Below are 20,591 nucleotides of genomic sequence, written 5' to 3' on the forward strand. Positions count from 1 at the left end.
ATCTAACTAGAAGGATGACGTTGCAAGTCATGTGCTTGTCATTTGGTCATCTTGAGGTTCTTGATTTCTTTTTCCAGAGCAAGCAGCTTGCGGCGCTGGCTAATCAACGAGCCCAGGCAGGCAACGACGCCTGCAATGATGCCGCTGAAAAATGTCACCAGAAGCATGAGGGAAAGCGGTGCTTTCCAGGAGTAGCCCAGATAATAGGCTAGCTCGACGGGTTCCGCGTTCTTGAAGGCAAACCCGAGCAGTAGGATGAACAGCAAAACGCCAAGTACGGTATATAAGGTGCGCATGGCTCAATTTTACCCAAGCATTGCCGAAGCGTGCAGGATTTAATGTAAAAAAACGGTAGCATCATCGATGCTACCGTTTTTCCCAGCACAGCAGTCTGCGTGCTTAATTGCTGTTGCCGTCTACACGCTCACGCAATTCCTTGCCTGCCTTGAAATGAGGTACGTGTTTCTCAGGTACCTGCACTTTTTCACCAGTCTTGGGGTTGCGTCCTAGCCGCGGTGGACGGTAGTTCAGACTGAAGCTACCGAAACCACGGATTTCAATACGCTCACCAGAAGCAAGATTCTCCGTCATGGAGTCAAGAATCGTCTTGACGGAAAGTTCTGCATCCTTGACGACCAGTTGCGGAAAGCGTGCAGCCAGGTTGGCAATCAACTCCGATTTGGTCATGACGCTATGACCTTACTCGTTGTTTTTGCCGTCGAGCTTGGCCTTCAGCAATGCACCAAGATTGGTAGTGCCAGCAGATCCGGCATCATTGCTGAACTTTTGCAACGCATCAGCTTCATCGGCAATATCCTTCGCCTTGATGGAAAGAGCGATGGAACGGTTCTTGCGGTCGATATTAGTGATGCGGGCTTCGATCTCGTCACCCTCCTTGAGAACGGTAGAAATGTCGTCCACCTTGTCACGGGAAACTTCGGAAGCGCGCAGGTAGCCTTCAACCTCGTTGTCCAGCGCAATCACGGCACCCTTGGCCTCGATGGACTTGACAGTACCCTTGACGATAGCACCCTTGTCGTTCAGTGCGGTGTAAGCACTGAATGGGTCGCTATCCAGTTGCTTGACGCCCAGAGAGATGCGCTCTTTCTCAACATCAATGCTAAGCACCACTGCCTCGAGTTCATCACCCTTCTTGAAGTTGCGGATTGCTTCTTCACCAGGCTGGTTCCATGACAGGTCGGACAGATGAACCAGACCGTCGATGCCGCCAGGCAGACCGATGAATACGCCGAAGTCGGTGATGGACTTGATCTGACCGCTAACCTTGTCGCCCTTCTTGTGGGTGGCAGCAAAGTCATCCCATGGGTTGGCTTGGCATTGCTTCATGCCCAGGGAGAGGCGGCGACGGTCTTCGTCGATTTCCAGAATCATGACTTCTACTTCGTCACCCAGCTGAGCAATCTTGGCAGGATGGACGTTCTTGTTGGTCCAGTCCATTTCGGAAACGTGTACCAAACCTTCGATGCCTGGTTCGATTTCAACGAATGCACCGTAGTCGGTCAGATTGGTGACCTTGCCGAACAGGCGGGTACCGACTGGATAGCGGCGGCCCAAGGCAACCCATGGGTCATCGCCCAGTTGCTTGATGCCCAGGGAAACGCGGTTTTTCTCTTGATCGAACTTGAGGATTTTGGCTTCGACTTCTTCACCAACGGTCAATACTTCCGATGGGTGCTTGACGCGGCGCCATGCGAGGTCGGTGATGTGCAGCAAGCCGTCGATACCACCCAGGTCGACGAACGCACCGTAGTCGGTAATATTCTTGACGATGCCCTTGACCACTGCACCTTCTTTCAATGACTCCAGCAGGGCTTCGCGGTCGGCGCCCATGGTTTCTTCCAGTACAGCGCGGCGTGAAACCACAACATTATTGCGCTTGCGATCCAGCTTGATGACCTTGAAATCCCATTCCTTGTTTTCGAAAGGCGTGGTGTCCTTCACAGGGCGCAGGTCAACCAGTGAGCCTGGCAGGAATGCACGAATGCTGTTGACCATGACGGTCAGGCCACCCTTGACACGACCATTGACCATGCCCTTGATGATACGGGATTCGTTCATCGCTTCTTCGAGTTCTTGCCATGCCGCGAGGCGCTTGGCCTTTTCGCGGGAAAGTTTGGTGGAACCATAACCATCTTCCAGGGATTCGATGCAGACTTTAACGAAATCGCCTACATTCACTTCGAGTTCGCCACGATCATTGCGGAACTCCGAAGCGGGAATCACGCTTTCGGACTTCAGGCCAGCGTTGACAATGACAAAGTCGTCATCGATGGAGACAACTTCAGCGGTGATCACTTCACCGGAGCGCATTTCCTGGCGAGCCAGGCTTTCCTCGAACAGGGCTGCGAAGCTTTCCATGGAGGAGGTTGTGGTTGAAAGGTTAGTCATTAAAAAAATATCCAGATAATCCCGCCGTGCAGCGGGTCAAATTAAAAAAAACCATGAACCGGTGAGATTCACGGCACTCATACTGAAAGCTTATTTTCCAGCGTCAGCTCGGCTATAATCCAGAATAGCCTCGACTGCCTGGTCTATGCTGAGGTCGCTGGTTTCCAGCAACCTCGCGCTCTCGCTTTTTTGCAGCGGCGCAACGGCTCTTTGGCTGTCCCTTGCATCGCGGGTTTGCAAATCCTGCAAGATTTCCGCGAGATTAGCATGGATTCCTTTTTCTATCAACTGTTTATAACGCCTCTCAGCCCTGACTTCCGCGCTGGCAGTAAGAAATATCTTGGTTTGTGCATCAGGGAAGACGACCGTGGCCATATCCCGGCCATCTGCAACCAGGCCTGGTGCCTTGCGGAAACTCTGTTGCAGATTGAGGAGTGCGCGGCGCAGGGCAGGATGAACAGCAACTTCTGATGCACCACGACTGATTTCTTCAGTACGTACAGCCTCGGTGATGATTTCGCCATCCAGGTAGATTTCATCGTCCAAAAAGCAGATATCCAACTCTTGCGCCAACTTTGCCAGCGCGGCTTCATCCTGCCAGCTGATGCCGCGCCTGAGTGCTGCCAGCGCGGCGATGCGATAGATGGCGCCCGAGTCCAGGTAGTGGTAGCCCAAGGCCTTTGCTACGCGCTGGGCCACGGTCCCCTTGCCGGAGGCGGAGGGGCCATCGATGGCGATGACGGGTACGGCAGAGGTTTGCATGTCAGTCATTGGCAGTGCGGAGATAATCGGTTTTACGCATGAACCAGCGCGGAAAATCGCTCGAAATAGTCAGGGAAGGTCTTGGCAACGCAGTTCGGGTCATTGATCACGATGGGGACGCCGCCGAGTGCAACCAGCGAGAAACACATCGCCATGCGGTGATCGTCGTAGGTGTCGATACAGGCGTTGGGCGTCAGTGCGTCTGGGGGCGTAATCCGGAGGTAGTCGTTGCCTTCCTCCACAACAGCCCCGACCTTGCGCAGCTCTGTTGCCATGGCGGCCAGGCGGTCGGTTTCCTTGACGCGCCAGCTCGCGATATTGCGCAAGGTGCTTGTGCCGTCGGCAAACAAGGCCAGGATCGCCAGCGTCATGGCGGCATCCGGGATGTGGTTGCAATCCATATCCAGCGCCTTGAGTTTGCCTGGCGTCGAGTGGACCTTGATCCAGTGGTCACCGGTATTGACGTCGGCCCCCATCCGTTCAAGGGCCTCGACAAAGCGCACATCACCTTGAATGCTGTTGCGGCCTACGCCTTCTACCGTGACCGGGCCCTGCCCGATCGCTCCTGCTGCAAGAAAGTATGAGGCAGAGGAGGCGTCTCCCTCGACATGGACAATGCCGGGGCTTTTGTAGCGGCTGCCGGCAGGAATGGTGAACGTGCGCCAGTGCTCGCGCAGCACTTCGATGCCGAATTGACGCATGAGGTTGAGCGTGATGTCGATGTAGGGTTTCGAGATCAATTCGCCGATGACTTCGATTCGCGCTTCCTCGCCCGTGAGAGGCAAAGCCATCAGCAAGGCGGTCAGGAATTGGCTGGAGACATCGCCGCGTACCCGCAATGCCTCGCTGGTATTCAGTGTCGCAGGGCGGATATGCAAGGGAGGAAAGCCTGGGTTCTGCAGATATTCAATGGCGGCGCCAGCTGCATTCAGCGTATCCACCAGGTCGCCAATCGGTCGTTCGTGCATGCGGGCGATGCCGGATAGTTCATAGTTACCGTGCGACAAGGCCAGCGCCGCAGTCAATGGCCGAAAAGCGGTGCCGGCATTGCCAAGAAACAACGCGGCCTGTTTGACCGGGAATTCCCCGCATGTGCCATGAACCTGCCATTGATGGAGACCGGTCTGCTCCAGCTTGACGCCTAGTATGCGCAGGGCGTCGAGCATGCGTTGCGTATCGTCCGATGCCAGAAGCTCATGAATTTCGGTATCGCCCTGTGCCAGCGCTGCAAGCAACAGGGTGCGGTTGGAAATGCTCTTCGATCCAGGCAGCTTGACGGTGCCATAGGCATGGCGTACGGCCGGTAGGGTGAGGCTTTCCATACCTAGTTACCCCCTTGCGCTGATTGGGTGCGCTCGGCCCATGCATTGCGGGCGTGGCTGGCACGTTCGAAGATGGCTTGCAGGCTGGCAGCGTTGCCTTGTTCCAGAGTTTGGCGCAGGCGAGCAAGGCTGGCTTGGTAGTGATCCAGCTCTTGCAGCAGGGCGGTGCGGTTGGCCAGGCTGATGTCGCGCCACATTTCCGGGGAGCTGCCTGCGATGCGGGTGAAGTCGCGGAAGCCGCTCGCTGCAAACTCGAAGAACTGGTCTGCGTCGGGGCGTGCCGCCAATTCGTCTACCAGGGCAAATGCCAGCAGGTGAGGCAAGTGGCTGACGGCGGCAAACACCGTGTCATGCTCGGCCGGGCTCATTTGCCGCACAATGGCGCCAGTGCTCAGCCAGAGTTCATGAATTGCCTGGATTGCGGCTGGGTCGGTGTGCGCGCAGGGTGTGAGAATGACCTTTTTGTTCTGATAAAGCGTGGCTTGCGCGGCAGATGGACCGCTTTTTTCTGCCCCTGCAATCGGGTGACCTGGCACGAAGCGCGAGGCAGCCTCGCCGAGGATGCGGTGGGCCTGTTCGACAATCTCGGCCTTGGTGCTGCCTGCATCGGTGACGATGGTATTTTCTTCCAGATGCGGTGCAATACGCTCGAGGATGGAGGCAATCTGGGCCACGGGGGTCGCGATCATGACCACGTCCACGTCCTTTAGCGCCGTGACCGGGTCGCTGGCAGCTTCATCAATGATGCCAAGCGCTAAGGCTTCCTGCAAGCTGTCACCTGTGCGTCCAATGCCGGTGACATGCCAGTCTTTGTTGGCTGCCTTGAGCGCGAGTGCAAGTGAGCCACCGATCAGGCCTACGCCAAAAACAAGCAGTTTTTTCAAGGTGCGAACAGTGCGAGGTGAATGAAAACGGCAATTGTATCATGCCAGCGGTGATTGGCTGGACGGAGAAAGGCAACCGGGGCGTTCCTTGTCAAGGCAGACGAAGCAAAAACGCCGGTTGCTGGAGATAGCAAGGAGTAATGGCTAAGACTGGCCAGCGGAAAAATGGTTCACAGGCAGCAGGGCTATTTTGGCTGTGCGTATCGCTCGGTGTGAATGGGGCGCCATTCGCCGTCAATTAACCCTTCCTGGGGCAGAAAATTTTGCTTATAGGCCATCTTGCGGCTTTCCTTGATCCAGTAGCCGAGATAAAGGTAAGGCAGGTTGAGGCTGCCGCACCAGTCAAGCAGCCACAGGATATTGTAAGTGCCATAACTGGCATGTTTGTCGGCAGTGTCATAAAAGGTATAAACGGCGGAAATGCCATCGCGCACGATGTCCACCACGCTGACCATTTTGAGTACGCCGTTCTCGCGGAATTCCACCATCAGGCTTTCCACATTGCTTTGCACCAGGAAGTTACGGTATTGCTCTACGGTTTCCGGATCCTCCGAGCTGCCTTCATGCCGGGCAGCCTGGTAAGCGGAATACAGGGCAAAGTGCTCTTCCGAGAAGGCCAGCTCAATGAGGGCGACAGAGAGGTTGCGATGCTGTTTCCATGCCCGCCGCTGGCTGCGGCTGGGCTGGAATTCTGCAACGGGTAGCCTGACGGGAATACAGGCATGGCAAGTCTCGCAGTGAGGACGGTAGGCGAACTTGCCGCTGCGGCGGAAGCCAAGCTGGATCAGCCCGCTGTATGCGTGAGCGTCTATCAGGTGATGTGGTGTGGCAATCAGCGATTGCGCTGGTTTGTCCGCAAGGTAGCCGCAGGAATACGCGGTGGTAGCGTAGAACTGGATTTTGTGCAGATGCTGTTCGCCAGGCAATGTCATGCTGGGTAGTGTACCAATTCATTCAGTCGTTGGGAAAATTCCGCGCGGGTAATCTCGCGTGCGCCTAGCGAGGCCAGGTGCCGGGTTTTCATCTGGCAGTCGATCATGCCATACCCCAGTGCTTGAAGGCGTCGCACCATATGCACAAATGCGAGCTTGGAGGCATCGGTTGTATGATGAAACATGGACTCCCCGTAGAACATCCTGCCCAGGCTGACGCCGTACAAGCCGCCCACCAGTTTGCCATCCACCCAGGTCTCGGCGCTGTGGGCGTGGCCTAGCAGATGCAGCGTATTGTAGGCTTCCATGATGCCGTCGGTAATCCAGGTACCATCCTGGCCTTCGCGCGGAGTGGCGGCGCATGCGGCAATGACCTGGCTGAAAGCCGTGTTGAAGCGGATTTCATAATCTCGGCGCTTGAGCCGCTTGGCCAATGACCGGGAAATTTTCAGTTCGCCGGGGAACAGCACCATGCGAGGATCCGGACTCCACCACAGTATGGGCTCTCCCTCGCTGAACCAGGGGAATATGCCCTGCGCATATGCGTTGAGCAGGCGTTCGGCAGTCAGGTCGCCGCCAATGGCAATCAGTCCATTGGGCTCCCGCAGAGCGGCCTCCAGGGGAGGAAAGGGTGTACCGGCCTGCAATACACGTACCGGGCCGCCAGGCAAGCGGTAGTATTGATGTGTCATGCGAGGGTCATCTTGTTGAGTTGTTGTGGAATCGACCATGAAGCAGCAATTCAGTCAGGATCGGTGCTAGCATAATGCAGATGCAGCTTTGCTGCATGCCCTGATTATGCTACTATTCTTCCATGCGCCTTTATCGCACCATTATCCTGTTGCTGCTGACCATGTTTCTTGCGGATACCGTGGCGGCCAGCAGCAGCCTGCATCTGCCTGCCGTTTCCCCTGCGACAGCGCAGCCAGCGGCGCATCAGCATCATGCTACCCACGATCATGCGCGTCATGATGACGGCGCGTATCAGCATGATGAGCAGCATGGCGACAATTGCAGGAACTGCCATGATTGCCTGTCATGCTTCAGCGTATTGCCTATTTCCATCCGCATGTCTACGCCCGATTTGCCGCCTCGCCAGGTGGACATCGCGCCAAGCCTGATTTATTTCCCGCCCGCCCTGGCGCAATGGCAGCGCCCGCCGATCCTGCCCTCCATCTGATCTCGTCATGGCCGCCGCTGTCTCTGCGGCCAAAGGTTTTAATGGCCCGCTTGCATCAAGCAGGCTTCATATCATGAATGGAGAGTATCATGCGATTCAATATAGCCTTGTCAGCTTTAGGCTGCCTGTGCCTTGTCCTGCCCGTGGTGGCGGCAGAGGCTGAAACTGAGTTTAGTCCGGCCTTGCGCCATGAGCCGGTCCTCGGGCAATACCAGAAATTCGAGCAGGGCGCCGCAGCCGCGCCGGTGCAGCCGCATGCCGAACACGATATGCACCACGACCATGCCGAACACGATATGCACCACGACCATGCCGGCCATGAGCAGCATCAGCATGCTACGCAACATGATGCTGGACAGCGCGGGGACGGACAGCATGACGGCCACCATCGCATGCATGGGGAATGATCATGGCCAAGTTGTTGCCTGGACAATATGTGTCCTGCCTTCCCGTCGTTGCTCTTGCCATCGTCACTAGCCTGCTCGCCGGCTGCGCCACGTTCAGCCGCAACGGCGGCATGGACGATGTACGCTCCACGGTTGCCCAACGCCTGAAACAGGACGTGGCCTTGGATAGTGCTGGAGAGGTTTCTTCGCAGCAGCGGACGGAGGAATTGTTAGCAAAGCCGCTCGGAGTCGAGGAAGCTGTGCAGCTGGCCTTGTTGAACAACCGGGGCCTGAAAGCCGGTTTCGCTGCGCTTGGCATTGCCGAAGCGGACCTGGTGCAGGCCGGGCGCTTGCCCAATCCGCGTTTCTCCATGCTGTACACGCGCCATGACGGCGACTACAAGATCGAGCAGTCGTTCACCTTCAATCTTTTTTCCCTGCTGACGATGCCGCAGGCCAAGGCTGTGGAGCAGCAACGCTTCGAACAGACCAAGCGCGAGGTAAGCCTGCAGGTGCTGGTCTTGGCGCAGGCAACCCGGCAGGCCTGGGTTGCGGCTGTCGCTGCGGAGCAATCGTTGCTGTATGCCGCGCAGGTGATGCAGGCGGCGGAAGCGGCAGCCGAGCTGGCGCGGCGCATGCACCAGCAAGGCAACTGGAGCAAGCTGGACCAGGCGCGCGAGCAAAGCTTTTATGCCGATGCCGCGCTGGAGTATGCGGCGGCGCGCGAACACCAGCGCATGACGCGCGAGCGGTTGTCACGCGTGATCGGGCTGGGGAACAGCGAGCAATTCACGCTGCCGCCGCGCCTGCCTGATCTGCCGGCTACGGAGGAAGATCTCCTGCAGGTGCAGCAGCAGGCTTTCCTGCAGAGGCTGGACTTGCTGGCGATGCGTGCCGAGGTGGATGCGCTCGCCAAGCAGCTCGGCTTGAGCAAGACCACGCGCCTGATCAATGTGCTAGATATCGGCCCGGCCCGCGTGCTGGAGGGGCGGCGCGGCGAGGCTTACAAGAAGGGCATCACGCTGGGCTTTGAACTGCCATTGTTCGACTGGGGCAGCGCGCGCGTGAAGCGCGCCGAGGCAATCTATACGCAGGCGCTCGAGCGTACGGCACAAACAGTCATCGATGCGGAAACCGAGGTGCGGGCCGCCTATGCACGGTACCGCGTGCGTTACGAAATGGCGCGCCATGTCCAAGACGAGATCGTGCCGCTGCGCAAGCGCATCCTGCAAGAGCACCAGCTGCGCTACAACGGCATGCTGCTCAGCGCCTTCGAATTGCTTGCGGACGCGCGGGAGCAGGTCAGCAGCGTGAGCCGGTATATCAATGCCGTGCGTGATTTCTGGCTGGCGGACGCCGGGCTGACGATGGCGACCATGGGGCCCGTGGCATCCCTGGATGAGAATGGAAGGGGAGAATGATGCTGAATCGCCGTGATTTTTTCAGGCTGGGAGCGGCTGCCGTAGCTGCGGGCACGGTCAGCAAGGTGGCGATGGCGGCCTTGCCGGAAATTGCCAGCATGGGCAGTGCAGAAACCCAGGTGCCCCGCGCGCCTGGCAACGGCAGGCCTTTTCACCCGGTGGTGACCTTGAATGGCTGGAGCCTGCCCTGGCGCATGCGCGATGGCGTCAAGGAGTTCCACCTGGTGGCGGAACCCGTGGTGCGGGAGATCGCGCCCGGCATGCAGGCGCATCTGTGGGGTTACAACGGCCAGAGCCCTGGGCCGACGATCGAGGTGGTGGAGGGGGATCGTGTGCGCATCTACGTCACCAATCGCCTGCCGGAGGCAACCAGCGTCCACTGGCACGGGCAGCGCCTGCCCAACGGCATGGACGGCGTGAGCGGCCTCACGCAACCGGCGATCCCGGCCGGCAAGACCTTTGTCTATGAGTTCGAGGCCAAGCGTGCCGGCACCTTTATGTACCATCCGCACGCCGACGAAATGGTGCAGATGGCCATGGGCATGATGGGGTTCTGGGTCACGCACCCTAAAAACCCCGATTTCATGCGCGTGGACCGGGACTATGTCTTCCTCATCAACGCCTATGATATCGACCCCGGCAGTTACACGCCCAAGGTGGCGACCATGCTGGAGCACAATCTCTGGACTTTCAACAGCCGCGTGTTTCCAGGTATCGCCCCCATGGTGGCTGGGCTGAACGAGCGGGTGCGTATCCGCGTCGGCAACCTCAGCATGACCAACCATCCCATCCACCTGCACGGCCACGAGTTTACCGTGACGGGGACTGACGGCGGCTGGGTGCCGCCTGCAGCACGCTGGCCTGAGGTGACCACCGATGTTGCCGTCGGCCAAATGCGCGCGGTGGAGTTTGTCGCCGACGCGCCGGGAGACTGGGCTTTCCACTGCCACAAAAGCCACCATACTATGAATGCCATGGGGCACCAGGTGCCGACCATGATAGGCGTCGAGCAGAAAGGGCTGGTTGACAAGATCACGCAGCTGCTGCCGGACTACATGCCCATGGGGGAAAGCGGCATGGCGGAAATGGGCGAGATGGACATGCCGTTGCCGGAAAATACCCTGCCGATGATGAGCGGCAAGGGCCAGTTCGGGGACATGCACATGGGCGGCATGTTTACTGCGGTCAAGGTGCGTGCGGGATTGAAGGCCGGAGATTACAGCGATCCGGGAGATTACCCGAATCCTCCCGGCACTGTGGCGCACGAAGTCGACGCCAGCGGGGTGCCGGTGAGCAGGGCGCCCGCTGCAAGCGGCGAGGGGCATACCTTGCATATCAGGAAGCCGGGCGGGCATGAAGGGCATTAGCGTCACGCCCGCCGGGTTGGCCCGGCAGCTATTCAGGCGTATAGCCGGCTTCGCTGATCGCATCGCGAAAGCGGGCGATATCGGCGCTGCTGTCTATATGCACGGCCTTTCCCGCGAGGTCCACCGTGACTTTTGCCTGCGGGTCGACCGCCTGCGCAGCCTGGGTGATCGCCTGTACGCAATGATTGCAGCTCATGTCGTTGACCTTGAATGTATGCATGAATAGCTCCAGATTGAAAAATTGAGGATTGGTTGGATATTGGATTATGCGCCTTTCCCGCATGGTAAAGTCAAGCCTTGGTGTTGTGAGAGGCCCGTGCAAGATTGATATGATAAGGAAGTTGCCGCGATGACAAAGCAGCCACCATTGGAAAAACTGGATTTCGCCATTACCGGCATGACTTGCGCGGCTTGTGCCGGGCGCATCGAGAAATCCTTGAACAAGTTGCCGGGCGTGCAGCTGGCGAATGTCAATCTGGCAACCGAAAAAGCGCATGTGGAAGCGGTTGGCGCCGACCTGGCGCAACAGGTCGAGCAGGCGGTGTCCAAGCTGGGCTACCAGGCCCGCCTGATCAGGCCGGACGCCCCCATTGCGCCGGTCGAGGATATCCAGGGCGGCTGGAAGGTCGGCATCGCCGCCTTGCTGACCTTGCCGCTGGTGCTGCCGATGGTGGGAATGCTGCTGGGACAGCACTGGATGCTGCCCGGCTGGGTGCAGTGGTTGCTGGCAACGCCGGTGCAGTTCTGGCTGGGTGCTCGGTTTTACCGTGCCGGCTGGAAGGCTGCAATCCATCTTTCGGGCAATATGGACTTGCTGGTCGCCATTGGGACTTCTGCGGCGTATGGACTTTCCGTATATCTGCTCTGGCAGCATTCCCCCCATCTGTATTTCGAGGCCAGCAGTGCCGTCATCACCCTGGTTCTGCTGGGGAAGTGGCTGGAAAGCCGGGCCAAGCGCCAGACGACCGAGGCCATACGCGCATTGCAGGCGCTGCGCCCGGATACTGCACGTGTCCGACGCAATGGCTTAGAACAGGATGTGCCGTTGGCCGAAGTCATGGTGGGTGATCAAGTGCTGGTGCGCCCGGGCGAGCGGGTGCCTGTGGACGGGGTGATATGCGAAGGTGACAGCCACCTTGATGAATCCATGCTTACCGGCGAAAGCGCGCCGGTCAAGAAAGGCGTGGGCGGCAAGGTGGCCGGCGGTGCCGTGAACCTGGACGGGGTCTTGCTGGTGGAGGTGACGGCGATTGGCGCCGAGACGACATTGTCCCGCATCATTCGCATGGTGGAGGATGCACAGATCGCCAAGCCGGCCATCCAGCGGCTAGTCGACAAGGTGAGTGCCGTATTCGTGCCGCTGGTGTTGCTGATTGCTGTGCTGACGTTGGCAAGCTGGGCCTGGTATAACGGACAGTGGGAACAAGCCGTGCTCAATGCGGTTGCAGTGCTGGTGATCGCCTGTCCCTGTGCGCTCGGTCTGGCGACGCCTACTGCCATCATGGCCGGGACAGGCGTCGCAGCACGTTACGGTATCCTGATCAAGGATGCCGATGCCCTGGAGCTGGCGCACAGGATCGATACGGTGGCATTCGACAAGACCGGTACGCTGACGGTGGGCAAGCCGCGTGTGATCAAGGTCGCCAGCATGCCAGGGCGGGCGCTTGAATTGCTCAGGCTGGCGGCGGCACTGGAGCGAGGCAGCCATCACCCCTTGGCGGTAGCGGTACTGGAGCATGCGCAAGCAGCAGGGGTGGAGGCGGCCTCTGCGGCAGAGGCCATGGCATTGCCGGGCAGCGGACTGATGGCCAAGGTTGATGGCCGTCGCGTCTGGCTGGGCAACCAGCGTGCCATGGAGCAGGCTGGTGTAGCGGTTGACAGCATGCAAGGCGAGGTGGAGCCATTGATGAACCGCGGATGCACCCTGTCGTGGCTCGCTGCCGAGAACGATGCCGGTCAGCCCGAATTGCTCGGCCTCATGGCGTTTGGCGATGAACTCAGACCAGAAGCCGTGGCAGCAGTACAGCATTTGCATGCATTGGGCATCAAGGTGTTGATGCTGACCGGGGACAACCACGCCAGCGCGCAGCGCATCAGCCAGCAATTGGGGCTGGATGAGGTGTATGCGGAACAATTGCCCGATTCCAAGGCAGCCGTTGTGGCGGCGCTGCGCCGGCAGGGCAGGGTGGTTGCCATGGTGGGAGACGGCATCAATGATGCACCTGCGCTGGCTGCGGCGGATATCGGCTTTGCCATGTCCAGCGGAACGGATGTGGCGATGCACACTGCAGCCGTCACCTTGATGCGGAGCAGCCCGCTACTGGTTGCCGATACGATTGCAATTTCGCGTCGCACTTATAGCAAGATACGACAAAACCTCTTCTGGGCGTTTATATATAACCTGGTGGGGATCCCGTTAGCAGCCATGGGAATGCTGAACCCGATAGTGGCCGGTGCGGCAATGGCCTTGAGCTCTGCAAGCGTGGTCACCAATGCCCTGACGTTGCGGCGCTGGCGGCCTGCGGCGGAAGAGCGGCATTGAGAGTGTGTGGTACTGGCGCATCATGCAAAGTCCAACCTGAGGAGTTGCTGGTGCCGTCAGCCTGAGCCTGGAGACCATCTTTGTATACCCAGACTCGCTTGAGCGATGCCATAGAGGCGGATGCGGTTTTAATAATTCACTGATTTATCAGTTGAATTTTTAAAATTTTGGTGGTTTTTCGTCATGTCGCAGGGATTCCAAGGTAAAATGCCGACGCTATGGAATTACGCCCGGAATCACCTCGTTTATTGAGTGCTTACCGGCCCTATTGGGCCAAGCGCTTTGGCACCGCCCCGATCTTACCCATGACGCGCGAAGAAATGGATCAATTGGGCTGGGATAGTTGCGACATTATCCTGGTCACGGGCGATGCCTATATTGATCACCCCAGCTTTGGCATGGCCTTGGTGGGTCGGCTGTTGGAGGCCCAGGGTTTTCGCGTCGGCATCATTGCCCAGCCGGATTGGCACTCGGCAGATCCGTTCCGTGTGCTGGGAAAACCCAATTTGTATTTTGGCATCACGGCCGGCAATATGGATTCCATGGTCAATCACTACACGGCGGACCGCAAAATCCGCTCCGATGATGCCTATACACCCGGCGCGGTAGCTGGCAAACGACCGGATCGTGCCGTGCTGGTGTATTCCCAGCGTTGCCGCGAAGCTTTTCCTGGCGTCCCACTGGTGATCGGCAGTATCGAGGCTTCGTTGCGCCGGATCGCGCATTACGATTACTGGTCCGACAAGGTGCGCCGTTCGGTGCTGGTCGATTCCAAGGCGGACATCCTGATCTATGGCAATGCCGAGCGTGCATTAGTTGAGATCAGCCACCGCATTGCCAAGGGCGAACCCGTCAGCGAGATGACCGATATACGCGGCACGGCTTTCCTGCGCAAGCATGTGCCTGAAGGTTGGGAGGAAATCTCGTCCACCGCCCTGGATCGGCCGGGCAAGATAGACCAGGCAGTGAATCCATATGCGATGGAGCCGGCCATGGAGCAGACCGGCGCCTCCTGCGCATCCACAGCTGCCGCTGCGGCCAGCCAGGGTCTGGAGCCGGGCGTGCAAGCCATCACCCTGATGCGCAAACCGAACAAGCCCAAGGCAGGGCGCGACAGGCAATTCATCCGCCTGCCGTCATTTGAGGAAGTTTCCAAGGATCCTGTGCTCTACGCCCATGCTTCGCGCGTGCTGCACCTCGAGTCCAACCCGGGCAACGCGCGTGCGCTGGTGCAGCGACATGGGGATCGCGAGGTTTGGCTGAACCCGCCGCCCATTCCGCTGACCACCAAGGAAATGGACTATGTCTACGACCTGACTTATGCGCGCACCCCCCATCCGGCATACAAGGGAGAGCGTATCCCTGCCTGGGAGATGATCCGCTTTTCCGTCAATATCATGCGCGGCTGTTTCGGCGGCTGCACCTTTTGCTCCATCACCGAGCACGAAGGACGCATTATCCAGAGTCGCTCTGAAGCCTCCATCCTCAAGGAGCTGGAGGAAGTGCGCGACAAGGTGGAAGGATTCACCGGCACGATTTCCGACCTTGGCGGGCCAACAGCGAACATGTACCGTCTTGCCTGCAAGAGTGAGACCATAGAAAAGAATTGTCGTAAGCTTTCCTGTGTGTTCCCGGGCATTTGCGAGAACCTCAATACCGATCATTCGCATCTGATCCAGCTTTACCGGAAGGCGAGGGCGATCCCCGGCATCAAGCGTATCCAGATCGGTTCTGGTCTGCGTTACGACCTTGCCGTGAAATCGCCGGAATACGTGAAGGAACTGGTGCAGCACCACGTCGGCGGCTATCTCAAAATAGCGCCCGAGCATTCGGAAGAGAATGTGCTCAGCAAGATGATGAAGCCGGCGATGACCGCCTATGACGAATTCAAGGAAATGTTTGAAAGGTTCTCGCGCGAGGCGGGTAAGGAGCAATACCTGATCCCTTATTTCATTGCGGCGCACCCGGGTACCACTGATGAAGACATGCTCAACCTGGCCCTATGGCTGAAGAAATACGATTTCAAGCTCGACCAAGTCCAGACTTTCACCCCCACACCGATGGCGATGGCGACCGCCATGTACCACTCCGGCAAGAACCCCTTGCGCAAAGTGACGCATGACAGTGAGGATGTGCCTATCCCCAAGGCTGGCAGCGTGCGTCGACTGCATAAGGCATTCATCCGCTATCACGACCCCAACAACTGGCCGATGTTGCGCGAGGCATTGAAGCGGATGGGCCGTGAAGACCTGATCGGCAACGGCAAGAAGCACTTAGTGCCTGCCTGGCAGCCCATCCTGCCCAAGGAACAGGCTAAGGCCAACGGCAGCCGCCGCCCGGCCAAGCCTGTAGCCTCTGCACCGCGTCCAGTAGGCCGAGCGCCCGCTGCTGGCAAGAAAAATCACGTAACAGTTCAACGATCTGGCAAGCCTGCTAGGAAACCTGGCCGACCATAAAGCCCGTATGCTGCCAATGCGTTTTTATTCCAGCCTCACAAGTTTACTCTTGCGGGGCTTTTTTTCTGCCTACTGTCTGTGCTCCGCCATGGCGATGGCGGCAGGAGACGGCATGCTGTGGAAGGTGCAGGCGGGTCACGGTCCTGTCAGCTACCTGTTCGGCACCATCCATGTCGATGATCCCAGGGTCACTACATTGGCAGAGCCCGTCAACGCCGCCCTCGAGTCTGTGCAATCGTTCATGATGGAAGTCCTGCCCTCCAATGATGTCTCACCCTACTATATGCAAGGTAGCCTGGCTCAGTTGCTGACTGAGGCAGAGCTTGAGCAGGTCTATGCCGCTGCCGATTTTCACGGCTTACCGCGCGACATGGCATTGCGTATGAAGCCATGGCTGCTGGCCATGGTGTTCGACCTGCCCGTGTCGCAATCTCCCTATACCCTGGATGTGCACAGCTTTACCTGCAGGCGCAACGCGCAGGCAAGGCTGTCGAGGCGCTGGAAACGCCAGAGGCGCATTTTTCCGTGCTGGAAAGCATCAGCCTGGAAGAGCAGATGCTGATATTGCGCAGTGTGCTCAAGCGCAGCCAGGAGCAAAGGGAAAAAGACTTCGAGTTGATGATCCAGGCGTATCTTTCCGGCAACCTGGATAAGGTGGGTGCACTGGATTCAGCATTGGGGGTGGATGGTCTGCCTGCCGGATTGTGGGAGAAGATACGTGTCAAGCTGCTGGACGAGCGCAATATGCGCATGGCAGAGCGCATTGCCGCTGCTGCCAGCCTGCAGCCGGTGTTCGTGGCGGTCGGTGCAGCGCATTTGCCGGGAGAGGGTGGCTTGATTGATCTGCTCAGCCGCGCAGGCTTACCGTATCTCCCGTCAATAGCCAGTGACGCACGGCGGCGTCTGACATTCATGCCGCATTTGCCCCTAACTCACGCACGCTATAATTCAAGCTATTTCCGTAGAATGGATGGATTGACCATGGCTGACCGCATCAATTTGCGCCCATTGGAACGCAACGATCTGCATTTCGTACACAAGCTCAACAATAACGATACCATCATGCGTTACTGGTTCGAGGAACCTTACGAAGCTTATGACGAGCTGGTTGCCCTGTATGACAGGCACATCCACGACCAGAATGAGCGGCGCTTCATTATCGAGCTGGATAACGGCGAGCTGGCCGGGCTGGTCGAGTTGGTGGAGATCAATTACATTCACCGGCGTGCCGAATTCCAGATCATCATTGCCCCGGATTACCAGGGGCGCGGCCTGGCCAAGTCGGCGACGCGCATTGCCGTGGGGTATGCCTTTCGTGTGCTCAACCTGCACAAGGTATATCTGGTCGTGGACAAGGAAAACCAGGCGGCGATCCATGTGTATGAGGCTTGTGGTTTCGAGGTAGAGGGACGCTTGAAGGAGGAGTTCTTTTCCAACGGTTCCTACCGGGATGTCTTGCGTATGCGCTTGTTACAGGACGACTACCTGCGCCATGTCGGTCCGGCGCCGGTGGACGCCTCTGTGTTGAGGGAATGGCAGGACCAGTGAATCCTGCCTTCGCGGCAACGGCTTATGACACAAGCTTCAGGCCGATAATGGCACTGATCAACAACAGCAGAAACAATAGGCGGGAGTCATGCTGGCTGAATCGCCAAACAGGCAGATGCCGATGAGGATGGTGCCGAAATGCCGATGCCGGCTTTCACTGCGCGACACGGCTGTCAAAACAGGTCGCGTTGCCTAGGCATTCAGGAATGCAAGCCGATGGCCTGCATGAAAAGTCGCATGAGGAGGGCTGCCGCCAGCATGACCGTGACGCTGGCGGCCCAGATCAAGACCAGCCAGAGTAGTCTCCGGAGCCAGTGTGGGCGCGCTTTCTCTTGTTCAGTGGTAGCCATCGCCGTGTCGTACCTTACCCTTGAACACGCGGTATGACCAGATGGTATATCCTAGAATGACGGGGATGATGGCCAATGTGCCGACCAGCGCAAATTTGAGGCTTGCAGGCGGCGCTGCAGCATCCCATATCGTCACGTGCGGCGGAATGATCTGGGGCCAGATGCTGATCGCCAGGCCAAGCAGTCCAAGCAGCACGATGATCAAGGCGGAGATGAAAGGCTGGCAATCGTAGCCTGACCGGAGTTCGTGCATGAGGGAATATAGGCTGATGGCGACCAGTATAGGCACGAGTGAGAGGAAGTAGAAGTTAGGCAGGCTGAACCAGCGCTCGGCAATAGCGGGGTGGGCCAGGGGCGTCCAGATACTCACGCCTGCCAGTGCGATTACCACGAGGCCTACCAGGGGGCGGGTGAGTTCTAACATGCGCTGCTGGAGCTTGTCCTCGGTTTTCATGATGAGCCAGGTGCTGCCCAGCAGGGCGTAGGCTACCATCACGCCCAACCCGGTAAACAGCGAGAACGGGCTGATCCAGTCAAATGTACCTCCGGAAAATGCATTGTCGTTCAACGCGATACCGTTGATATAAGCACCCAGCGTTACGCCTTGGAAGAATGCGGCAGTGATTGAGCCACCAATAAACGCCTTGTCCCACAACGACTGCTCATGTGCCGGCGCCTTGAAGCGGAATTCGAATGCCACGCCCCGGAAAATCAATCCCAGCAGCATCAGGATAATCGGCTGGTACAGGGCGCTCAACACCACGGCATATGCGAGCGGGAAGGCTGCCATGAGGCCGGCGCCTCCCAAAACCAGCCAGGTTTCATTGCCGTCCCAGACTGGGGCTACTGTATTCATCATCACGTCACGGTCATGCTTGTCCTTGACGAACGGGAAAAGGATGCCGATTCCCAGATCGAATCCATCCATGATCACGTACATGGCAATGGCGAACAGGATGACCAGCAACCATATCATGGGTAAATCAAAATCCATCGATTACGATTCCTTAGTGTTTGGTAATTGCGACTCCAGTGAAAAGGACGCATCCGGTGTGGACAGTGGCCGCATAGGCTGCCTGGGCTGGCCCGGGCCGCCCTCTGGCTCCGGCGCTCTATGCTGCACGGGCAGGCGCATGAGATGCATCAGGTAGCTGATGCCGATACCGAAAACAAAGAAGTAGACAATAATAAACAAGGCCAGTGAAGCGGCCAGAGAGCTGATGTCGTGATTGGACACCGCGTCGGCGGTACGCATGATGCCATACACTACCCAGGGCTGGCGGCCTATTTCCGTGGTAAACCAGCCGGCCAGGATGGCGATTACCCCGGCAGGGCCCATCCATAATGTCATACGCAGGAATCCCTGGTGGCTGTACAAACTGCCTCGGTAGCGTAAACATAAACTCCACAGGCCCAGGGCAATCATCAGCATGCCCAGTCCGACCATGACGCGGAAAGACCAGAAGATGATGCTGGCATTGGGCCGGTCTTCCGGCGGGAAATCCTTGAGCGCCGGCACCTGACCGTCCCAGCTGTGAGTCAGGATCAGGCTGCCCAGATGCGGGATGCCCACGGCGAAACGGGTGGTTTCCGCTTCCATGTCCGGTAGGCCGAACAGCAATAACGGCACGCCGCCCTCATGATGCTCCCAGTGCCCTTCCATGGCTGCCAGCTTGGCGGGCTGATGTTTGAGCGTGTTCAGGCCGTGCAAGTCTCCGACGACTGCCTGTAGTGGTGCAACCACCACCAGCATCCACATGGCCATCGACAGCATGGTGCGGGTTGCCTCCGTCTTTTGTCCTTTCAGGATATGCCATGCGCCGGCTGCCCCGACGATCAGAGCCGTTGCCAGGAAGGCGGCAATGCCCATATGGACCAGGCGATAGGGGAAAGACGGGTTGAAAATGATGGCCCACCAGTCGACGGGGACCACGACGCCATCCAATATCTCGAAACCTTGGGGGGTCTGCATCCAACTATTGGATGCCAGGATCCAGGTCGCTGAAATCAGCGTACCCAGGGCTACCATCGCTGTGGAGAACAGGTGCAGCCCAGGTCCCACCCGACTCCACCCGAACATCATTACGCCGAGAAAGCCGGCCTCAAGAAAAAATGCGGTCAATACTTCGTAAGTGAGCAAAGGGCCGGTAACGCTGCCGGCAAAAGCAGAGAAGCCGCTCCAGTTCGTACCGAACTGATAAGCCATGACTAGCCCCGAGACCACGCCCATACCAAAGTTGACGCCGAATATCTTGAGCCAGTAGTGGTAGAGGTCCTTGTATACTTCGCGTCCGGTTTTCAACCATAAGGCTTCCAGCACGAACAGGTAACTGGCAAGACCGATGGTGATTGCTGGAAAGATGATATGGAAGGATACAGTGAACGCAAACTGGATGCGCGCCAGGTCCAGTGCTGAAATGTCTGGCATGGTGGTATTCTAACTCCTTGATAAACAACCTGAAGGCATGTCTAACCTAAAAAAGTTGCCTGGAACTCAAGATCGCTAGCTTACGGTGAGTCCTTGCCTCCCAATAGACCCAGATTCATCAAAAAATATCCATCACAGATGTCATGACAAGTGAAATCTCAGGGAGCAAAGCGCGCAGCCTGGGCCTCTATTGTCTCGATCGCCAGATCGAAATCCATGGATTTGTCGAAGAAATGATCCACCCCCAGCTCATTCGCCATTTGCCGGTATTGCGGATAGGTGTGGTTGGTCAGGATCAGGTAGGTGGGGCGGGGAAATGGGTAGTCGGGCCGTTGGGTTGCCTTGATGACTTCAAAACCATTGCCTTGGGCTAGTTCGATATCCACGAGCAATAGGTCGAATGGCTGTTTGTAAAGCTGTGCGATGGCTTCATCCTGGCTTAACGCGACACCTTTGAAGGATAAGCCACGACAGTCGGACAGGATATCCATGATCGTTTCGCGCAATAGCGACGAGTCTTCGACCAGCAATACTTTCATTGTTTTCGTATGCGGCTCCACGCTACTGCGTCTTTCCTTCATGATGATATTCATGGGCTCAAACT

Annotated in this window: 20 protein-coding genes and 1 pseudogene; 7 read left to right on the forward strand and 14 right to left on the reverse strand. The window is 57.8% G+C overall.

The features are described from left to right. Positions 1-38: 38 nt before the first annotated feature. The 8 genes from MFLA_RS05470 to aat all read right to left on the reverse strand — a co-directional run bounded on the left by MFLA_RS05470 (position 39) and on the right by aat (position 7,001). Complete coding sequence (locus MFLA_RS05470) at positions 39-296, reverse strand: LapA family protein (protein ID WP_011479290.1); 258 nt, start codon at positions 294-296, stop codon at positions 39-41. Positions 297-399: 103 nt separating this feature from the next. Beyond that, complete coding sequence (locus tag MFLA_RS05475) at positions 400-687, reverse strand: integration host factor subunit beta (RefSeq protein WP_011479291.1); 288 nt, start codon at positions 685-687, stop codon at positions 400-402. A gap of 12 nt (positions 688-699) precedes the next feature. Further along, complete coding sequence (rpsA, locus tag MFLA_RS05480; RefSeq protein WP_011479292.1) at positions 700-2,409, reverse strand: 30S ribosomal protein S1; 1,710 nt, start codon at positions 2,407-2,409, stop codon at positions 700-702. Positions 2,410-2,499: 90 nt separating this feature from the next. Then, the gene (gene cmk / locus MFLA_RS05485; protein ID WP_011479293.1) at positions 2,500-3,180 is read right to left on the reverse strand and encodes a (d)CMP kinase; all 681 of its coding nucleotides are present in this window, start codon (positions 3,178-3,180) and stop codon (positions 2,500-2,502) included. 23 nt (positions 3,181-3,203) lie between these two features. Then, a complete protein-coding gene (gene aroA, locus MFLA_RS05490) occupies positions 3,204-4,493 on the reverse strand; it encodes a 3-phosphoshikimate 1-carboxyvinyltransferase (RefSeq protein ID WP_011479294.1) in 1,290 nt (429 codons plus the stop codon). A 2-nt stretch (positions 4,494-4,495) separates the two neighbouring features. Further along, entirely contained in the window at positions 4,496-5,377 is an 882-nt protein-coding gene (locus tag MFLA_RS05495) for a prephenate dehydrogenase (protein WP_011479295.1), read from the reverse strand. Between the two features lie 185 nt (positions 5,378-5,562). Beyond that, positions 5,563-6,309, reverse strand: a complete 747-nt coding sequence (locus tag MFLA_RS05500) for an arginyltransferase (protein ID WP_011479296.1) — start codon at positions 6,307-6,309, stop codon at positions 5,563-5,565. Next, positions 6,306-7,001, reverse strand: coding sequence for a leucyl/phenylalanyl-tRNA--protein transferase (gene aat / locus MFLA_RS05505; RefSeq protein WP_048811574.1), 696 nt, complete (start codon positions 6,999-7,001; stop codon positions 6,306-6,308). The genes MFLA_RS05500 and aat overlap by 4 nt, the downstream gene beginning before the upstream one ends. A gap of 122 nt (positions 7,002-7,123) precedes the next feature. Between aat and MFLA_RS05510 the strand changes: the two genes are divergently transcribed. Then, complete coding sequence (locus tag MFLA_RS05510) at positions 7,124-7,489, forward strand: hypothetical protein (protein ID WP_011479298.1); 366 nt, start codon at positions 7,124-7,126, stop codon at positions 7,487-7,489. Positions 7,490-7,605: 116 nt separating this feature from the next. On the opposite strand, the gene MFLA_RS05515 is transcribed toward MFLA_RS05510, so the two are convergent. Beyond that, positions 7,606-7,887 carry a hypothetical protein gene (locus tag MFLA_RS05515; RefSeq protein ID WP_011479299.1) on the reverse strand — a complete coding sequence of 94 codons (282 nt, stop codon included), beginning with the start codon at positions 7,885-7,887 and terminating at the stop codon, positions 7,606-7,608. Positions 7,888-7,898: 11 nt separating this feature from the next. Between MFLA_RS05515 and MFLA_RS05520 the strand changes: the two genes are divergently transcribed. Continuing rightward, positions 7,899-9,296, forward strand: coding sequence for a TolC family protein (locus MFLA_RS05520; RefSeq protein WP_011479300.1), 1,398 nt, complete (start codon positions 7,899-7,901; stop codon positions 9,294-9,296). After that, positions 9,296-10,663 (forward strand): multicopper oxidase family protein, encoded by a 1,368-nt coding sequence (locus tag MFLA_RS05525; RefSeq protein WP_011479301.1) that lies wholly within the window; start codon positions 9,296-9,298, stop codon positions 10,661-10,663. The genes MFLA_RS05520 and MFLA_RS05525 overlap by 1 nt, the downstream gene beginning before the upstream one ends. Before the next feature lie 28 nt (positions 10,664-10,691). Here MFLA_RS05525 and MFLA_RS05530 read toward each other — a convergent pair whose 3' ends face one another. Next, positions 10,692-10,883, reverse strand: coding sequence for a heavy-metal-associated domain-containing protein (locus MFLA_RS05530; RefSeq protein WP_011479302.1), 192 nt, complete (start codon positions 10,881-10,883; stop codon positions 10,692-10,694). A 129-nt stretch (positions 10,884-11,012) separates the two neighbouring features. Here MFLA_RS05530 and MFLA_RS05535 point away from each other — a divergent pair, with 129 nt between their 5' ends. The 4 genes and pseudogenes from MFLA_RS05535 (at position 11,013) to speG (ending at position 17,209) form a co-directional block, all read left to right on the forward strand. Then, positions 11,013-13,205 (forward strand): heavy metal translocating P-type ATPase, encoded by a 2,193-nt coding sequence (locus tag MFLA_RS05535; RefSeq protein ID WP_011479303.1) that lies wholly within the window; start codon positions 11,013-11,015, stop codon positions 13,203-13,205. 218 nt (positions 13,206-13,423) lie between these two features. Continuing rightward, positions 13,424-15,661 carry a YgiQ family radical SAM protein gene (locus MFLA_RS05540; protein WP_011479304.1) on the forward strand — a complete coding sequence of 746 codons (2,238 nt, stop codon included), beginning with the start codon at positions 13,424-13,426 and terminating at the stop codon, positions 15,659-15,661. A gap of 112 nt (positions 15,662-15,773) precedes the next feature. After that, a pseudogene (locus MFLA_RS14835) lies at positions 15,774-16,462 on the forward strand (TraB/GumN family protein); the annotation flags it as partial. A 180-nt stretch (positions 16,463-16,642) separates the two neighbouring features. Then, complete coding sequence (speG, locus tag MFLA_RS14840) at positions 16,643-17,209, forward strand: spermidine N1-acetyltransferase (RefSeq protein ID WP_229407293.1); 567 nt, start codon at positions 16,643-16,645, stop codon at positions 17,207-17,209. Between the two features lie 200 nt (positions 17,210-17,409). Here the strand turns inward: speG and MFLA_RS14460 are convergent, their stop codons facing one another. The 4 genes from MFLA_RS14460 to MFLA_RS05565 all read right to left on the reverse strand — a co-directional run bounded on the left by MFLA_RS14460 (position 17,410) and on the right by MFLA_RS05565 (position 20,580). Then, positions 17,410-17,559: a DUF2474 family protein gene (locus MFLA_RS14460; protein ID WP_195742092.1), complete on the reverse strand. Its 150-nt coding sequence runs from the start codon at positions 17,557-17,559 to the stop codon at positions 17,410-17,412. Beyond that, on the reverse strand, positions 17,546-18,553 hold the full coding sequence (gene cydB, locus MFLA_RS05555) for a cytochrome d ubiquinol oxidase subunit II (protein ID WP_011479307.1): 1,008 nt from the start codon (positions 18,551-18,553) through the stop codon (positions 17,546-17,548). Before cydB ends, MFLA_RS14460 begins: the two co-directional genes overlap by 14 nt. Before the next feature lie 3 nt (positions 18,554-18,556). Further along, complete coding sequence (locus MFLA_RS05560; protein WP_011479308.1) at positions 18,557-19,987, reverse strand: cytochrome ubiquinol oxidase subunit I; 1,431 nt, start codon at positions 19,985-19,987, stop codon at positions 18,557-18,559. 158 nt (positions 19,988-20,145) lie between these two features. Next, positions 20,146-20,580, reverse strand: a complete 435-nt coding sequence (locus MFLA_RS05565; protein WP_229407191.1) for a response regulator — start codon at positions 20,578-20,580, stop codon at positions 20,146-20,148. Positions 20,581-20,591 lie beyond the last annotated feature (11 nt).

This window comes from Methylobacillus flagellatus KT (genome assembly GCF_000013705.1).
GTDB lineage: Bacteria > Pseudomonadota > Gammaproteobacteria > Burkholderiales > Methylophilaceae > Methylobacillus > Methylobacillus flagellatus.

Excerpts from the sequence above, each read along its gene's own strand:
- MFLA_RS05470 (WP_011479290.1), bottom strand. The coding sequence starts at position 296 with ATGCGCACCTTATATACCGTACTTGGCGTTTTGCTGTTCATCCTACTG.
- MFLA_RS05475 (WP_011479291.1), bottom strand. The coding sequence starts at position 687 with ATGACCAAATCGGAGTTGATTGCCAACCTGGCTGCACGCTTTCCGCAA.
- rpsA (WP_011479292.1), bottom strand. The coding sequence starts at position 2,409 with ATGACTAACCTTTCAACCACAACCTCCTCCATGGAAAGCTTCGCAGCC.
- cmk (WP_011479293.1), bottom strand. The coding sequence starts at position 3,180 with ATGACTGACATGCAAACCTCTGCCGTACCCGTCATCGCCATCGATGGC.
- aroA (WP_011479294.1), bottom strand. The coding sequence starts at position 4,493 with ATGGAAAGCCTCACCCTACCGGCCGTACGCCATGCCTATGGCACCGTC.
- MFLA_RS05500 (WP_011479296.1), bottom strand. The coding sequence starts at position 6,309 with ATGACATTGCCTGGCGAACAGCATCTGCACAAAATCCAGTTCTACGCT.
- aat (WP_048811574.1), bottom strand. The coding sequence starts at position 7,001 with ATGACACATCAATACTACCGCTTGCCTGGCGGCCCGGTACGTGTATTG.
- MFLA_RS05510 (WP_011479298.1), top strand. The coding sequence starts at position 7,124 with ATGCGCCTTTATCGCACCATTATCCTGTTGCTGCTGACCATGTTTCTT.
- MFLA_RS05515 (WP_011479299.1), bottom strand. The coding sequence starts at position 7,887 with ATGCATGCGATGGTGGCCGTCATGCTGTCCGTCCCCGCGCTGTCCAGC.
- MFLA_RS05520 (WP_011479300.1), top strand. The coding sequence starts at position 7,899 with ATGGCCAAGTTGTTGCCTGGACAATATGTGTCCTGCCTTCCCGTCGTT.
- MFLA_RS05525 (WP_011479301.1), top strand. The coding sequence starts at position 9,296 with ATGCTGAATCGCCGTGATTTTTTCAGGCTGGGAGCGGCTGCCGTAGCT.
- MFLA_RS05530 (WP_011479302.1), bottom strand. The coding sequence starts at position 10,883 with ATGCATACATTCAAGGTCAACGACATGAGCTGCAATCATTGCGTACAG.
- MFLA_RS05535 (WP_011479303.1), top strand. The coding sequence starts at position 11,013 with ATGACAAAGCAGCCACCATTGGAAAAACTGGATTTCGCCATTACCGGC.
- MFLA_RS05540 (WP_011479304.1), top strand. The coding sequence starts at position 13,424 with ATGGAATTACGCCCGGAATCACCTCGTTTATTGAGTGCTTACCGGCCC.
- speG (WP_229407293.1), top strand. The coding sequence starts at position 16,643 with ATGGCTGACCGCATCAATTTGCGCCCATTGGAACGCAACGATCTGCAT.
- MFLA_RS14460 (WP_195742092.1), bottom strand. The coding sequence starts at position 17,559 with ATGGCTACCACTGAACAAGAGAAAGCGCGCCCACACTGGCTCCGGAGA.
- cydB (WP_011479307.1), bottom strand. The coding sequence starts at position 18,553 with ATGGATTTTGATTTACCCATGATATGGTTGCTGGTCATCCTGTTCGCC.
- MFLA_RS05560 (WP_011479308.1), bottom strand. The coding sequence starts at position 19,987 with ATGCCAGACATTTCAGCACTGGACCTGGCGCGCATCCAGTTTGCGTTC.
- MFLA_RS05565 (WP_229407191.1), bottom strand. The coding sequence starts at position 20,580 with ATGAATATCATCATGAAGGAAAGACGCAGTAGCGTGGAGCCGCATACG.